Genomic DNA, 13,180 nt, shown 5'->3' with positions numbered 1-13,180 from the left:
CATCCCGCAGAGAAATTCCAGTTTGGCCGCGCCGTACACGAATATGCGCGCTGGCTGGCCGTCGCCGAGGACGAACGTTCGCCGGCACCGGCGTGGTGGTGGAGTCCCGCTTTTGCGGTGCGCGGTTCGGATGAGCCGATGTCCCATGGCTGGGCGCCAATGCTCGGGTTGCCGGACAATGCGTCCTACGCGGATGGTGCCGAGACCTTGCTGCACGCGCTGTCCGACCAGACTTCGCGGTGCTGGCCGGAAGAATTCCCGCGGCGCTACTGGCCTGCGGCAACCGCAGACGTCGATCACGCCTAGTTGGCAGCGTTGCCGGTCTTGGTACGCTTCGCCGGTGCCGGTTTCGGCGCCTCGCTGCGCACATTGCCCCAGGGATCGGCGCCGGCCTTGGCGTCCGGAATCTTGCGTAAAGACTCGCGGTACGCCTTCTCGGCGATGGCGTCCTGTTCCTTCTCTTCCGGCGACTTGCTCTTCAGCTCCGGCATCAGGTTCATGTGCTGGGCGGCGGCCGGAACGGCCAGATAAGGCCCTGCCAGCATGGCGACCAGCGCAGCGGCGCGGAAAACTTTCATTGGGATGCTCCGTGGAAATCTGCCCCGTTATATCACCGCATCGCGCCACGCGCCAACCGCGCCGATGCCCCCCTTGATCGATACAATCAGAAACGATCGCGCCGCAACCGCAGCTCGGCATAACGTTCGACCAAAATCAATAGCGACCGCGACCGCCGAAATTCCCGCCATATCCACCACCGCCGATATAACGCCCGGGCGCCGGCGCGTAATAGACCGGCGGGGCGCGCGGGATCACCACGATTTCATCGTCGATCTCGCGCATCCGCCGCGCCGGTGTGCGCGCGGCACGCCGGGCATCGGGATCGACGCGCTTCTTCGCCGGCCCATCGGCTTTGCGCGGCGCGGCGGCCGGCGGCGCGCTGCATGGGCAGGTCGGCGCGGCGAGCGCGACATTGGTGGGCGCAATCCCGCCGACCGCCGCTGCGGGCACTGGCTTGTTGCGGGTACGATCCTCAAGCTTCTGCGCCGTGGCTGTAAGGTCCGTGTCAGGATACTTGCTGAGGAAGTCGCGATACGACGTCGCGGTATTGCTGATCACCGCATTGTTCCACGCCACCATCTTGTAGTGCCGGTCGAGCCATTCGCGCGCTTGCGGGCCAAGCGGCGGCTGGGCGTAGAGCGTGACAAATGCCTCGTAGGCCTCCACCGAACCATCCGACACGATCAACTCGTTCGCGGCCCCTGCCGGCTTGCCCTCCAGATCGCGCTTCCAGTCATCCACGGTGCGCTTCGCCACCGGCTTCGCCGCCGTACCGCTCTGCCCGAAGAACCGGAAGTCACTGACCAGCGAGGAGCTTTCCCATGGCGTCTGGCGGCCTTCGGTGGCCTGGTTGACCGACAGCCGCACGCGCTTGAAGGCATCTTCGATCGAAAGGTTCGGCTCGCGGCCGGCCTTCAGCAGCGCCGTCGTGTAGGGACTGTTGCCGCCGCTGCCGTCTTCGGCCTCGGCGCCGGGCGAGGTCGAAAACGACAGCAGCGTGCCCGGCGTGCCGAACCGGACATCGACCTGCGCCAGGCCGCGGCCGGCCGACTTGTTAATGCCGGGAAATGGATTGTTACGGCAGGCGTCGAGCAGGATGATGCGGGTCTTCGACGGCACCGAGGTCAGCGTATTGAGAATGTCGTTAAGCCGCACCGCCTGCAGCGGAATGTCGGCTTCGCGCTTCGGGTCGATATCGATCGGCACCAGATAGTTCTCGCCGTCGATCTGCAGGCCATGGCCGGCGTAGAACACCAGCGACACGGTGTCGGGACCCTTGGCCGCGACGCTGGCGGCGAAGTCGCCGATCTTTGCGCGCAACTCATTCTGGCTGAGATCGGAGGCCGACTGCACCTCGAAGCCGGCGTCGCCGAGCATCTGGACCATCGCCTTGGCGTCGTTGGCCGGATTGGGCAGCGCGGCCACCGCGCGATAGGCCGACTGGCCGATAACCAGTGCCATCCGGCTTTCCGCCCACGCCGCGGACGTCCCCAGCACGACGGCTGCAACGACGATAGCGTTGCGAACGGCAGGACCCAACATCAAGCGCACTCCCCGGTAACGAGCTTCGCGTGGCGTCCGCTCCGTGCCGGCGATCCGATCAGAACAACCGCGTATCAGCAATGCGACGGGCTGCCGCTTCTATCCGTCGCGATCGGCGGTTATCGGGTTCGATGCCGCACCGCGAGGGCTGGCTGGCTTCATTTTTTCTTGGCCGCCGTCGGCGCCGCGGGCGCCACGCCGCCCCAGGGATCGTATTTTTCCTTGGGTTCGGGGATGCGCTCCAAGGCCGCCTTGTAGGCCTTCTCATCGACCTTCGGGCCGACCGGCCCCTTCGGACCTTCGCCGCCGCCCTGGTTACGCTTGCCACCCACCTGCGCCGCGACGGGTATCGCCAGCATGGCCAGGGCCATGATCGCCACTAGAAAGATTTTCATCGCTTGCTCCTCCGGCGCCTTGATACCGTGCCGACCGGGCTATTTCCTAGCCCAATCATGGCCGCACCGCGACGGTCGGCGAGGTAAACCGCCGTTTAAGATTTTCGACCGATTTTAGCGCAGGACAAACCCGATTTTGGGATGTTTAACCTATCCTTCGGCGATCACGGCGGGGGGTTCGGCGGCGCCGGGCGCAGTCTCCCCGCGAGCCGCGGAATCGAGGACGTGTCAGGTTGGCGGATCCAGTGGCGATACAGGGCGGATCGATCACCGCGGCCAGCCGGCCTTCGCGGCCACACGCGCTTGCGCCGCTCGCCGCCATCGCCATTGAGCCGTGGCGCGCCCTGGCCGACCGGGCAATCGAGCCGAACGGCTATTACCTGCCCGAATGGGAACTGGCAGTGAACGCTTCCGCCGCCGGCCGCACCGACGCCGCCGTGCTGCAAGCCTGGAGCGATAGCGCCGGCACTCCGCACCTGATCGGGCTGCTGCCGGCGATTTCCGCCTGGCGCGCCTATCGTATGCCGTTGCCCGTGCTGGTCAGCGCCCACCCTTACGGAACGCTCACCACGCCGCTGCTCGATCGCGACCTGGCCCACGACGCCGTGCGGGGATTGATGGATCAGGCGCGCCTCGCCGGCGCCCGAGCGCTGGTGCTGCGCGACATGTCGCTCGATGGTTTAGCGATGCGGGCGATCGACGCGGTTCTTGCGGAGCGCGGCACCGCGGCCCGCGTATTGCAATCCCACGCCCGAGCAAGCCTCGATGCGACCCGCGACGCCGACGAATTGTTGCGCGGCGGCATCGGCGCGAAGAAGCTGAAGGAACTGCGGCGCCAGCGCCACCGACTCGCCGAACAATATGGCGCGGTCGCCTTCGATGTCGCGCGCGCGCCCGGCGACGTCGGCGCTGCGCTCGAGGTTTTCCTGACGCTGGAAGCCAGCGGCTGGAAGGGTCAACGCGGCACCGCGCTGGCGCAAGACGCCGGCGACGCCGCCTTCATTCGCCGCGCCGCCGTGGCGCTGGTCGAGCGTGGCGCGTGCGAGATCGTCACGCTGCGCGCCGGCACCACGCCGGTCGCGGCGGCGATCCTGCTGCGGCATCTCGACCGCGCGTTCTATTTCAAGCTCGGCATCGACGAGCGCTTCGCCAAATTCTCTCCGGGCGTGCAACTGACGCTCGACCTCACCCGCCATCTCTGCGCCGATCCGACAATCGTCAGCGCCGATTCCACGGCCACCGCCGGCCATCCGATGATCGATCCCATCTGGCGCGAACGGCTGGCGATCGGTGACGTGCTGATTCCGCTGCGGAGCGACGATCCCATGGCGGGGATGATATTTACGGCATTGAAGCTGCGACAGTCGGCAATGGATGGTCTGCGAAGTGTAGTACGTAAAATCCGTAGTTAGGCGCGGTGCTCTTTTCTCTCTCCCGCGTCTTCGCGTGGTCGAGCGGACGAATTCGTCCGCCAGACCCCACTGCGCGCAGCTTTGCTGCGCTTGGGGGAGGGAGAAGACGACGGCGCTTGGTCGTTACTACGAACCCTACCCCGCCGCCTGCGCATTCACCTCCGCCGACACCTGCCGGATCGCGCGCGCCAGTTGATCGGCCGGCTGCGCGCCGGAGATCGCGTATTTGCCGGCGAGCACGAAGGTCGGCACACCGGAGATGCCCTTGTCAGAGGCTTCCTTGGCATCCGCCGAAATCCGTTCGACGTCCTCGTCGGTCGCGAGGCGACGACGGATGTCGTCGGCATCCAGTCCGACATCGGCCGCCGCCTGCACCAGCGTTTCGCTCAAAGTGAGATCGCCGCCGTCGCGAAAATACAATTCCATCAGACGCTGCTTGATCTCTGCCGACTTGCCGGCCGCCTCGGCCCAGTGGATCAGCCGGTGGCAATCGATGGTGTTGGGCTGGCGCTTCACCGTCTCCGGACGGTAGGTGAGGCCCTCCTCGGAGGCCGCGGCGACAACGCGCTGCGCGATGCCCTTATAGGCCTCGACCGAGCCGAACTTGGTCTCCAGGTAGGTATCGCGGTCGATGCCCTCGCGCGGGATCCAGGGATTGAGGAAGAACGGCCGCCAGTTCACATGAACCGGCACCTCGGGCGCCAGCGCCAGCGCGTTCTCGATCCGCCGCTTGCCGATATAGCACCATGGGCACACCACATCGGAGACGATATCGATCTGAAGCGGCTTGATGGCATCCATGACGTTTCCTCGCTGTCCAATCGGCTAGACATAATCAGTGACCGCAGGAGGGGCAACCCGGCCGCATGCGGCATTGAAACAGCCCGCACATCCGCGTCAGCAAGCTTTAGGCGCTTTGCTACACACTTTCGTGAGAGTCGAACCATCGTGCGCTTGCGGTACATCAACGCCGAGTTGCGGCCCCTTGGTTACATAGCTGTACTGGAAAACAAAAAGGGGCTTGAGGCTATGTGGATCACGTGGGACGACTTTCGCGTCAAGGCCGAAAATTTCGACCTGACGAACGGCTATAATATTCTTCGCATCATGTGCGGTGCGTTCCTGATCCCGCATATCGCCAGCAAATTTGCGGCAGGCGCAGTCTCTGCCGGAACCGCCGGCTTCTTTGCCAAGGCCGGATTTCATCCGCCGGAGATCTGGGTGATGATTGCGGCCGCCGCTGAATCCATCGCCGCGATTACGCTCATTTTCGGCATCTGCACGCGCTTTGCAGCGCTGGGCGCGGTCGCCCTGCTTCTGTTCGCCGTTTACGCCTTGCAGGTCGTCAAGGGCTTCGGCTGGACATGGAACACCGGCGGCTACGAGTATCCGGTATTCTGGGCGGTCACCTCTGCCGTGGTTGCCCTGGATGCGTGGAAGGTGGCGCTGAAACGCGCGCTACCGGCTCGCGCTCCTCATGCCCTGAAGATGGCCTGAGAAGCCAGCAGGGCCCGGTGACTTCCACCGGAATACGACGGCGGTCGGGCGCAATGCCCGCCCGCCGTCATGCGATGGGTGGCAGCTTGAACGACGGCCCGCCTAGGCTGAAGCCGGCGTTCCACGTTTGGTGGACTTACGGGATGTGGTCTTTGCGGAGGTCGCCTTGGCTGTGGGCTTTTTCGTCGGCGCGGCTTTCGCCTTCAGGCCATCGCCCTGCTTCGCAAGCCTGGCTTTCTCTTTCTGCTTCAGCGCCTTCTTCTCGGCCCTGGCTTTCAGCGCGGCCTTCTCGGCCCGCGCCTCGGCGAGCTTCTTCTTGCGCTTCTTCTCGCAGGAATCGCACTTGCAGCCGATCGGCTTGAGGTATTCCTTGTAGTATTCGGTGCCGTAATCGTAGTTGATTTCCTGGCCCGGCTCGATGTTCTTGATCGCGCGGATGACGATCTTGAGCTTGCGCGTACTGACGTCGGACTCTGCATTCGGCTTGCAGGCGTGGTTGATGTAGCGCGCGACATTCTTGCGCACCGAGCCATCGACGGTCCAGCGCTTGGTGATCTGGAACAGATATTTGTTCTCGACCGCGTCGTCCTTCTTCTTGTTGCAGTCGAGCATCGGCCCGAAATAGCGGATGATCTTGCTGCCCTTCTTGATCGGCTGGGTTGCGAACAGGCCGAGGCCGGTTTTGGAGCGGCCGACGCGGTAGGGCTTGCTGGACAGGACGGGCATGATCTGAAGGCACTGACGCTGCTGAGGGACAAAGATACCGGATATGCCTTGTAGATCGATTCCGCGGGCCCTGTCAGCCACTTCGCATGAACCTTCCCCAGCTTGTGAACGTCCAACCGGCAGTTGCTCTCACGGATGACCTTAGATGTCTCGTTCCATGTACCTTGCCGCCATCGCCGCTCTGGCCTGCGCCGTCGGCTCCGCGGCTGCCTCCGACGGGGTCACCAGCACCTATACCTCCACGGCCGACAAGGATTGCCGCAAGCTGTCCAGCTTCAAGATCGACGGCGACGATTACGCGTCCGAGTATCTTTGCCCCGGATATGCCGGGCTCAAGGTGCTGAAGCAGGAAGACGACCTGCGTGAGAAGATTTCGGTCGGCCGCAGCGCCGGCGCCGCAGCCCGCGAGCCCGCGGCGGCGCAGGGGTTCGGCCCGTTCAACTCGACCACCAACTCCGTGGAGTGGCGGGTCGCCAACGGCAGGCCGTTCGCCATGATCCAGCGCTGGCATATCGCCGACAACGACGATCCCGACAAGACCGGCCGCCCGCAGGCCAAGCAGATGCTGGTAGTGACGCGGCTGCCGCCCGGCGCCGTGTGCCATGTTGCCTATATCGACGTGACGGCGAATGCCGACGCCAACGAGATCGCCCGCAAGGCGGCGGACGAGGTTGCGCGCGGCTTTGGCTGCAGCACGGCAAAGGCGGGTATCGCGGGTGTGCGCGGCCGCACCGCCGACTTCGCGGCCTCGCGCTAGAGTTGGGGTGTTTCAGGGCGATCTGGCTGTCGTTGTCGTGCCGAAAACGGCCGATCATTTGGAAAGAGTTGCTTCAGTCCTTCCTAGCGACCGTAATCTTCAGCATTTCGATGAACAGCGTCTCGGCGTCGGCGCCATCCGGAAGGCGGCGCAGGATATCAACCAGGCGGCCATCGATGGTCAGCATCGTGAAGCCATGCACCAGCGACCAGGTGCGGGCGATATGCGCGGCCTGATCGGGCGTCAGATCGTCGGTCGCGACGTTGCCGGAGTGCTGCGTGCCGACCACGCTGGCCAGCCCGGCGAAGGAAGCCTCCGCGGCTTCGCGCAATGCTGGCCGGGTCATGTCGAGTCGTTCGGTGCTGAACATCAGCTTGTACATGCCGGGCCGCGCCCGGGCATAAGCCAGATAGGCCGTGGCCCGCGCCAACGCGCTCTCCATCGGCGTCGTGCCCGTCTCACCTGCCGCCCTCATGGCCGCGTTGAAGCGACGAAAGCCGACGGCAGCGAGCTCGCTGACCAGACCGATCAGATCTCCGAAGTGATGCGTCGGCGCGGCATGCGACACGCCGGCTTCCCGGGCGACGGCGCGCAGCGTCAGGCCTTGCAGGCCATCGCGCTCCAGTACCATTTCGGCGGCCTTCAATAGCGCGCCGCGCAAGTCCCCGTGATGATAGGGAGATTGGTCGCCGGCGGCTTTTTTTGCCGCGGTTTTTTTCGCTGGAACTCCGATGGCGCCCTTACGGCGTACGGGCGGCACAGCGCGGGGCTTGGCGGTTTTCGTCGGCTTCGTCATGTCGCCGTTATATGGCGTCATTTTTACACTGTAAAGATTTTGCTTGACGAAGCCTCTATCGTCCTTTATTTATCTAGACAGTGTAAAGATGGTAATTCGGAGGATAGCGATAGCTGGCTGCTCGCCGTGGTATGGCGGGCGCGACAGAACCGCAGCGATCTTGCGGTCTTCAACGCCGGCGATGTCGCGGCAGGGCCGATGGCCCTCGTGCAACTCGGCCATCGGGTACCCGCGGGCTTTCACGGCAACTGGGTCAACGCGAACGGAACGCACCAATGATCGCCTTTCTCGGCAAGCTGTTCACCAGCTTCCTTTCGAGCATCATCTTCTTCGCGGTCTTCGCTATGGCCGGAGACGTGCTGATTGCGGCTGTCGTCGCCACCGCATGCGCGGCTGCGCAGCTCGCTCTCGCAGCGGCGGCGCGCGGAAAACCCGGCGGGACATGGGCCAGCCTGGCCATCGTGCTGGTCTTGACCGGAACCACCCTCGCCGGCATCGATGTGACCGACAGCGCTTTGGCTTCCCGCCAAATTGTCACGCCAGTCAACGATACCTGTCCGGTCCCGCATTCGACGATTTGAGCGACCGATCATCGGCACGGCGAAGCGACCCCGCCTCGTCATCCCATCGGGCCCCAGACTCCGCACTACATTTTTTCTTATCTAATTGTAATATATGTCTTTTTACTACCGACCTCTAATAATTTTGACGTTGTAAAGATTTTGATTGACGAGCCTGTCGATCCGACTTAAATGTATCTTTACATCGTAAAGATAGAACGATCGGAAAATCCATGACGCTCTTTCTCATTTTCGCCCCGTTCGGTGCTTTCGCTTTGCTGATGCTGGTGGCCTCCACCGCCGTCAGCCTGTTCGCGGCAGCAGCGCTGTCGCTCGGCATGATCGGCTGGGACATCATCCGCGGTGGCTCGGTGAAGATGCTGACAGCGGGGTCAGTGCTGCTGTTCGGGGCACTCGGCGGCTACATCACCCTGATCGACGGCAACTGGACTCCGGTGGCGGTGCGGCTCGCGGTCGATGGCGGCGTGTTGGCGATCGCGCTGCTGTCGCTGGCGATCCGCCTGCCGTTCACGCTGCAATATGCCCGCGAGGCCGTCGATGCCGAGACCATCAAGTTGCCCGGCTTCCTGCGGGCGAACTACATCATCACCTGGGCCTGGACTGCCGCCTTCGTGCTGATGCTCGTTGCCGACATGCTGACGATCTACCTGCCGGGCCTGCCGCTGTGGAGCGGCTTCGCCCTTGCCTTTGCGGCGCGCAACAGCGCGGTGTATTTCACCAAGTGGTATCCGCAGTACCGCCGTGCCAAATATGGCGCGGCGACGCCGCTGGAATCCTGAACTCCGTTCACCTGCAAGGAGTGTGCGATGAAGGACGTATTCGCCAAACTCGGCCAGGATTTCTTTTCCACCATCGTGTTTCTCGCGCTCTATCTCGCCACCGACAACGTCCTGCTGGCAACCTGCGTCGCCATCGCCGGGGCCATCGCGCAGTTGGTCCTCGCCCGCATCAAGGGACAATCGCTGGACTTCATGACCTATGCCAGCGTCGCGCTGGTGGTGGTGCTGGGCGCCGCAACGTTGCTAACCCAAGATCCGCGCTTCGTGCTGGCGAAGCCGAGCATCGGCCATTTCGCCATCGGCGCGATCATGCTGCGCAAGGGCTGGATGCTGCGCTACATGCCGGCCATTGTCACCGAGACGATCCCGGACTACGTCACCATCGCCGGCTACGCCTGGGCGGTACTGATGTTCGCACTCGGCGCCGGCAATATCGCCGTGGCGATGACCGGTGACATCAAGCTTTGGGCGTTCTACATCTCGGTTGTCGCGATTGGCGCAAAGATCGTGGCCTTTGCAATCCAGTACGTCACGTTTCGACTGCTGGTGCCCCGCCGGTTGCGCGCCGCCCGCGGCACCGTTGCGCCTTAGCGCAGTTCCGACCGTCTCTGTAGAACCTCGCCGACCTCCTGCTGCAATGGTGGCGACGCCGCCGGCGCATGGGTGCCGTCGCCTTCGTATTCGGCGAAAATAGCGCGCGCGCCGTTGGCGAGCGCCGAGGTAGTGAACGAGGCTGTGCCGGCCCGATTGAGGCCGACATGGGCGGCGAGGATATGGGGGCCATCGCGAAACGTGACCCCGCCGGTCGGCTGGCCTTCCCGGCTTGAGATCGCCGCGGTCAACGTGATCGGCGCGCCGGGGGCGCTGGGATTGTCGGAGGACGACACCGACACCTCGGGCGCGCCGCGCACATGCTGAACCAGCAGTGCGGACTGACTGGGCTGCATCACGACCGGCAGGAAATCGAGCGTGCCGCTGTAGTCGGCGCGGAATCGATGTTGTCCGGGCGGAAGATGCTCCACCACGATCGAGGCCTTGGCGACGTCGGCCCAGCCCAGCACCGACAGCGTAGCCTCGTCGATGAACTGGAGGGTGCCGCCGGGGACGCCGCCGCCCTGCCCGGTCGTCACCAACGCCCGCAATGTGACGCGGCCTGCAGGATCCGACGAGGCCTGCAGCGTGACGCGAGTCGATTCGGATTGGATGATGGACTGCGCGCTGGAAAACGACGGAGACGCGCACACAACGACGGTCACGAAGACCCACTTCCAGAAAGTCACTCGGCACGCTCCGTTTTGCAGCCCTGCGATAGGGCGTAGCGGAGGCGCAAAAGGTTCAGCCGAAATGCCGGTGCGGCACGAATCAACTTCAGGTAAATTCAGTCATCCAGATTGCGCGCATGCGTTGCGTGGTCATATCGACGGCGGCGGGCGGCACCGACGCCGCGGAAGCAACTCAGAGATAGTTGTAGAACATGATTCCATTGATCGCGCTGGCCGCGGTCAGCAGCGTCACGATCATCGCATTTACCCTCAGAGCATCAAACATCGTGCGGCCTCGAATTGGCGTGGCGTTTGATTGTCATTGGAACAGGACTCGATGAGTCGTCACCGCTTTTCTTTTTCGCGCGATGGCTTGCGAGTCCCGCCAGAATCGAGTCCCGCACCGGACGCTCACCGCTGCGGTCGCCGAGAAGGTAAGGCCCGGGGGGCCCTCACCCCAGGTTCAACTCCTTGAAGAAGTCGTTGCCCTTGTCGTCGATGATGATGAAGGCCGGGAAGTCCACGACCTCGATGCGCCAGATCGCTTCCATGCCGAGTTCAGGATATTCCACCACCTCGACCTTCTTGATGCAGTGCTCCGCGAGGTTTGCCGCAGCCCCCCCGATCGAGCCGAGATAGAAGCCGCCATACTTCTTGCAGGCCTCGCGCACCGCGGGCGCGCGGTTGCCCTTGGCGACCATCACCATCGAGCCGCCCGCCGCCTGGAATTGGTCGACGAAGGAATCCATCCGGCCCGCAGTGGTCGGACCGAACGCGCCGGAGGCATAGCCTTCCGGCGTCTTGGCCGGGCCGGCGTAGTACACCGGGTGGTTCTTGAAATAATCCGGCAGCGACTCGCCGTTCTCCAGCCGCTCGCGCAGTTTGGCGTGCGCCGAATCGCGGGCGACGATCATGGTGCCGGACAGCGACAACCGGGTCTTGGTTGGATAGTTCGAGAGCGTGGCAAGAATGTCCTTCATCGGCTGGTTGAGGTCGATCTTGACGACGTCACCGCCCAGCGCCTCTTCCACAGCCGGCAGATACTGCGCCGGATTGTGCTCGAGCTCTTCGAGATAGACGCCGTCGCGCGTGATCTTGCCGAGCACCTGACGATCCGCCGAGCAGGATACGCCGAGCCCGATCGGCAGCGACGCGCCATGGCGCGGCAGCCGGATAACGCGAACGTCGTGGCAAAAATACTTGCCGCCAAACTGCGCGCCGACACCGGAGGCCTGCGTCATCTTGAGGATTTCCTGCTCCATCTCCAGATCGCGGAACGCGTTGCCGTCCGCGGAGCCATGGGTGGGCAGCGCGTCGAGGTATCTCGCCGAGGCCAGCTTCACGGTCTTCATGCACAGCTCAGCCGAGGTGCCGCCGATCACGATGGCGAGGTGGTAGGGTGGGCACGCCGCGGTGCCCAGCGTCATGATCTTCTCTTTCAGGAACGCCAGCATGCGATCCTTCGTCAGCACCGATGGCGTCGCCTGGAACAGGAAGCTCTTGTTGGCGGAGCCGCCGCCCTTGGCCATGAACATGAACTTGTAGGCGTCGTCGCCCTCGGCATAAATCTCGCACTGCGCCGGCATGTTGTTGGCGGTGTTCTTTTCCTCGTACATGGACAGCGGCGCCACCTGGGAATAGCGCAGATTGCGGCGCAGATAGGCGTCGCGCGCGCCCTCGGCCAGCGCCGCCTCGTCATCGCCATCCGTCAGGACGCGAAATCCCTTCTTGCCCATGATGATCGCGGTGCCGGTGTCCTGGCACATCGGCAGCACGCCACCGGCGGCAATGTTGGCATTCTTCAGGAAGTCGAACGCGACAAACTTGTCGTTCGGGCTGGCCTCGGCATCGTCGAGGATTTTTCGCAGCTGCTGCAGATGGCCCGGCCGCAGATAGTGGTTGATGTCGCCGAACGCGGCTTCCGACAGCATCTGCAGCGCCGCGCGCGACACCACCAGCATCTCCTTGCCCAGCACCGTCTCGACCCGGACGCCCTCGCTTGAGATTTTGCGGTACGGCGTGGTGTCGGCACCCAGCGGAAACAGCGGGGTGTGCTTGTAGGGCGGCACGGCCTTCGGGGTCGGGACGGCGACAGGGGCGTTCATGGGATGGGCCTCGAGAGGGACGGGATTGCGGCCCTTGTAGGCGGTTTCCATGCAGTTTTGAAGGGTTCAAAACGGGATGCGGCTGCGCCCGCACTGCACTGCCGAGGTCGCGCCTGTCCCCGCGCCGCTTGGCAATCGCGGCAGCGTTCCGGCATGATCGGCGCAAGCTGGTCACCAGCATCTAAAAAGCCATAGGAAACGCCATGAGACCGCTCCGCTGCGTCGTAGTCGCTTGCACCCTCGCCTTGCTCGCCGCGATCAGCGGCCGGCAAGCGACCGCGGAGGGCTATCCATCACGACCGGTCAAGATCCTCGTGCCATTCGCGCCCGGCGGTGGCACCGACCTGATTTCGCGAGCGCTGGCCGACATCATCGCCAGTGAATGGAAATCCACCATCGTGATCGAGAACCGGCCGGGCGGCGGCACCACAATCGCCAGCGCGGCGGCACTGGGCGCCGCACCGGACGGCTATACGCTGCTGGCCGCATCCAACAGTTTCCTGGTCTCGCCAATGATCATGCAGACGGCGCCGTATCAGTGGGACCGCGACTTCACCGGCGTATCACTGTTCGCCGTCAGCCCGCATATCCTCGTGGTCAATCCGTCGGTCCCCGCACACACGCTGGCCGAATTCGTCACCTGGGCCAAAGCGCAGAACGGCAAAGCCAGTTTCGCATCGTTCGGCAGTGGATCGTCGAACCACCTCGGCTTCGAGGTCCTCAAGCGCAAGCTCGGCATCGAGATCACCCATGTGCCCTACAAGGGC

At 64.0% G+C, this 13,180-nt stretch carries 16 protein-coding genes and 1 pseudogene; 9 read left to right on the top strand and 8 right to left on the bottom strand.

The features are described from left to right. On the top strand, positions 1-306 hold a 306-nt coding region (locus JWR89_RS04555), incomplete at its 5' end, for a hypothetical protein (protein ID WP_299712262.1). On the opposite strand, the gene JWR89_RS04550 is transcribed toward JWR89_RS04555, so the two are convergent. From JWR89_RS04550 to JWR89_RS04540, 3 genes are all read right to left on the bottom strand, one after another. Further along, positions 303-578 carry a hypothetical protein gene (locus JWR89_RS04550; RefSeq protein WP_299712260.1) on the bottom strand — a complete coding sequence of 92 codons (276 nt, stop codon included), beginning with the start codon at positions 576-578 and terminating at the stop codon, positions 303-305. The genes JWR89_RS04555 and JWR89_RS04550 overlap by 4 nt on opposite strands. Before the next feature lie 136 nt (positions 579-714). Beyond that, positions 715-2,103 (bottom strand): caspase family protein, encoded by a 1,389-nt coding sequence (locus JWR89_RS04545; protein WP_299712257.1) that lies wholly within the window; start codon positions 2,101-2,103, stop codon positions 715-717. Between the two features lie 158 nt (positions 2,104-2,261). Beyond that, positions 2,262-2,498, bottom strand: coding sequence for a hypothetical protein (locus JWR89_RS04540; RefSeq protein WP_299712254.1), 237 nt, complete (start codon positions 2,496-2,498; stop codon positions 2,262-2,264). A gap of 266 nt (positions 2,499-2,764) precedes the next feature. On the opposite strand from JWR89_RS04540, the gene JWR89_RS04535 reads away from it, so the two are divergent. Beyond that, positions 2,765-3,910, top strand: a complete 1,146-nt coding sequence (locus JWR89_RS04535) for a GNAT family N-acetyltransferase (RefSeq protein ID WP_299712269.1) — start codon at positions 2,765-2,767, stop codon at positions 3,908-3,910. Between the two features lie 135 nt (positions 3,911-4,045). Here the strand turns inward: JWR89_RS04535 and JWR89_RS04530 are convergent, their stop codons facing one another. Then, positions 4,046-4,711, bottom strand: coding sequence for a DsbA family oxidoreductase (locus tag JWR89_RS04530; RefSeq protein ID WP_299712251.1), 666 nt, complete (start codon positions 4,709-4,711; stop codon positions 4,046-4,048). A 228-nt stretch (positions 4,712-4,939) separates the two neighbouring features. Between JWR89_RS04530 and JWR89_RS04525 the strand changes: the two genes are divergently transcribed. Beyond that, entirely contained in the window at positions 4,940-5,407 is a 468-nt protein-coding gene (locus tag JWR89_RS04525) for a DoxX family protein (protein WP_299712267.1), read from the top strand. 102 nt (positions 5,408-5,509) lie between these two features. Here JWR89_RS04525 and JWR89_RS04520 read toward each other — a convergent pair whose 3' ends face one another. Continuing rightward, the gene (locus JWR89_RS04520) at positions 5,510-6,133 is read right to left on the bottom strand and encodes an SET domain-containing protein-lysine N-methyltransferase (protein ID WP_299712248.1); all 624 of its coding nucleotides are present in this window, start codon (positions 6,131-6,133) and stop codon (positions 5,510-5,512) included. A 145-nt stretch (positions 6,134-6,278) separates the two neighbouring features. On the opposite strand from JWR89_RS04520, the gene JWR89_RS04515 reads away from it, so the two are divergent. Continuing rightward, positions 6,279-6,890, top strand: a complete 612-nt coding sequence (locus JWR89_RS04515) for a hypothetical protein (protein WP_299712246.1) — start codon at positions 6,279-6,281, stop codon at positions 6,888-6,890. Positions 6,891-6,963: 73 nt separating this feature from the next. Here JWR89_RS04515 and JWR89_RS04510 read toward each other — a convergent pair whose 3' ends face one another. Continuing rightward, positions 6,964-7,686, bottom strand: coding sequence for a WHG domain-containing protein (locus tag JWR89_RS04510; protein WP_299712264.1), 723 nt, complete (start codon positions 7,684-7,686; stop codon positions 6,964-6,966). Between the two features lie 93 nt (positions 7,687-7,779). On the opposite strand from JWR89_RS04510, the pseudogene JWR89_RS04505 reads away from it, so the two are divergent. The 4 genes and pseudogenes from JWR89_RS04505 to JWR89_RS04490 all read left to right on the top strand — a co-directional run. Beyond that, positions 7,780-7,965, top strand: a pseudogene (locus tag JWR89_RS04505) (carotenoid oxygenase family protein); the annotation flags it as partial. Further along, complete coding sequence (locus JWR89_RS04500) at positions 7,962-8,267, top strand: hypothetical protein (protein ID WP_299712243.1); 306 nt, start codon at positions 7,962-7,964, stop codon at positions 8,265-8,267. The pseudogene JWR89_RS04505 and the gene JWR89_RS04500, both read left to right, overlap by 4 nt. Before the next feature lie 212 nt (positions 8,268-8,479). After that, positions 8,480-9,046, top strand: a complete 567-nt coding sequence (locus tag JWR89_RS04495) for a hypothetical protein (RefSeq protein WP_299712240.1) — start codon at positions 8,480-8,482, stop codon at positions 9,044-9,046. A gap of 27 nt (positions 9,047-9,073) precedes the next feature. Continuing rightward, the gene (locus tag JWR89_RS04490; protein ID WP_299712237.1) at positions 9,074-9,637 is read left to right on the top strand and encodes a septation protein IspZ; all 564 of its coding nucleotides are present in this window, start codon (positions 9,074-9,076) and stop codon (positions 9,635-9,637) included. On the opposite strand, the gene JWR89_RS04485 is transcribed toward JWR89_RS04490, so the two are convergent. Further along, positions 9,634-10,302 carry an Ig-like domain-containing protein gene (locus JWR89_RS04485; protein WP_299712234.1) on the bottom strand — a complete coding sequence of 223 codons (669 nt, stop codon included), beginning with the start codon at positions 10,300-10,302 and terminating at the stop codon, positions 9,634-9,636. The two genes, JWR89_RS04490 and JWR89_RS04485, sit on opposite strands and share 4 nt — an antisense overlap. A 458-nt stretch (positions 10,303-10,760) precedes the next feature. Further along, positions 10,761-12,413 carry a fumarate hydratase gene (locus tag JWR89_RS04480; RefSeq protein WP_299712231.1) on the bottom strand — a complete coding sequence of 551 codons (1,653 nt, stop codon included), beginning with the start codon at positions 12,411-12,413 and terminating at the stop codon, positions 10,761-10,763. A 203-nt stretch (positions 12,414-12,616) separates the two neighbouring features. On the opposite strand from JWR89_RS04480, the gene JWR89_RS04475 reads away from it, so the two are divergent. Beyond that, a partial coding sequence (locus JWR89_RS04475) for a tripartite tricarboxylate transporter substrate-binding protein (RefSeq protein WP_299712227.1) occupies positions 12,617-13,180 on the top strand: 564 nt, incomplete at its 3' end.

It is taken from the genome of Tardiphaga sp. (genome assembly GCF_028290785.1).
In the GTDB taxonomy this organism is placed as follows: Bacteria; Pseudomonadota; Alphaproteobacteria; order Rhizobiales; family Xanthobacteraceae; genus Tardiphaga.
Note: the sequence above shows the minus strand (reverse complement) of the source record. Positions and strands in the feature narration are given on the sequence as shown.

Excerpts from the sequence above, each read along its gene's own strand:
- JWR89_RS04550 (WP_299712260.1), bottom strand. The coding sequence starts at position 578 with ATGAAAGTTTTCCGCGCCGCTGCGCTGGTCGCCATGCTGGCAGGGCCT.
- JWR89_RS04545 (WP_299712257.1), bottom strand. The coding sequence starts at position 2,103 with ATGTTGGGTCCTGCCGTTCGCAACGCTATCGTCGTTGCAGCCGTCGTG.
- JWR89_RS04540 (WP_299712254.1), bottom strand. The coding sequence starts at position 2,498 with ATGAAAATCTTTCTAGTGGCGATCATGGCCCTGGCCATGCTGGCGATA.
- JWR89_RS04530 (WP_299712251.1), bottom strand. The coding sequence starts at position 4,711 with ATGGATGCCATCAAGCCGCTTCAGATCGATATCGTCTCCGATGTGGTG.
- JWR89_RS04525 (WP_299712267.1), top strand. The coding sequence starts at position 4,940 with ATGTGGATCACGTGGGACGACTTTCGCGTCAAGGCCGAAAATTTCGAC.
- JWR89_RS04520 (WP_299712248.1), bottom strand. The coding sequence starts at position 6,133 with ATGCCCGTCCTGTCCAGCAAGCCCTACCGCGTCGGCCGCTCCAAAACC.
- JWR89_RS04515 (WP_299712246.1), top strand. The coding sequence starts at position 6,279 with ATGTCTCGTTCCATGTACCTTGCCGCCATCGCCGCTCTGGCCTGCGCC.
- JWR89_RS04510 (WP_299712264.1), bottom strand. The coding sequence starts at position 7,686 with ATGACGAAGCCGACGAAAACCGCCAAGCCCCGCGCTGTGCCGCCCGTA.
- JWR89_RS04500 (WP_299712243.1), top strand. The coding sequence starts at position 7,962 with ATGATCGCCTTTCTCGGCAAGCTGTTCACCAGCTTCCTTTCGAGCATC.
- JWR89_RS04495 (WP_299712240.1), top strand. The coding sequence starts at position 8,480 with ATGACGCTCTTTCTCATTTTCGCCCCGTTCGGTGCTTTCGCTTTGCTG.
- JWR89_RS04490 (WP_299712237.1), top strand. The coding sequence starts at position 9,074 with ATGAAGGACGTATTCGCCAAACTCGGCCAGGATTTCTTTTCCACCATC.
- JWR89_RS04480 (WP_299712231.1), bottom strand. The coding sequence starts at position 12,413 with ATGAACGCCCCTGTCGCCGTCCCGACCCCGAAGGCCGTGCCGCCCTAC.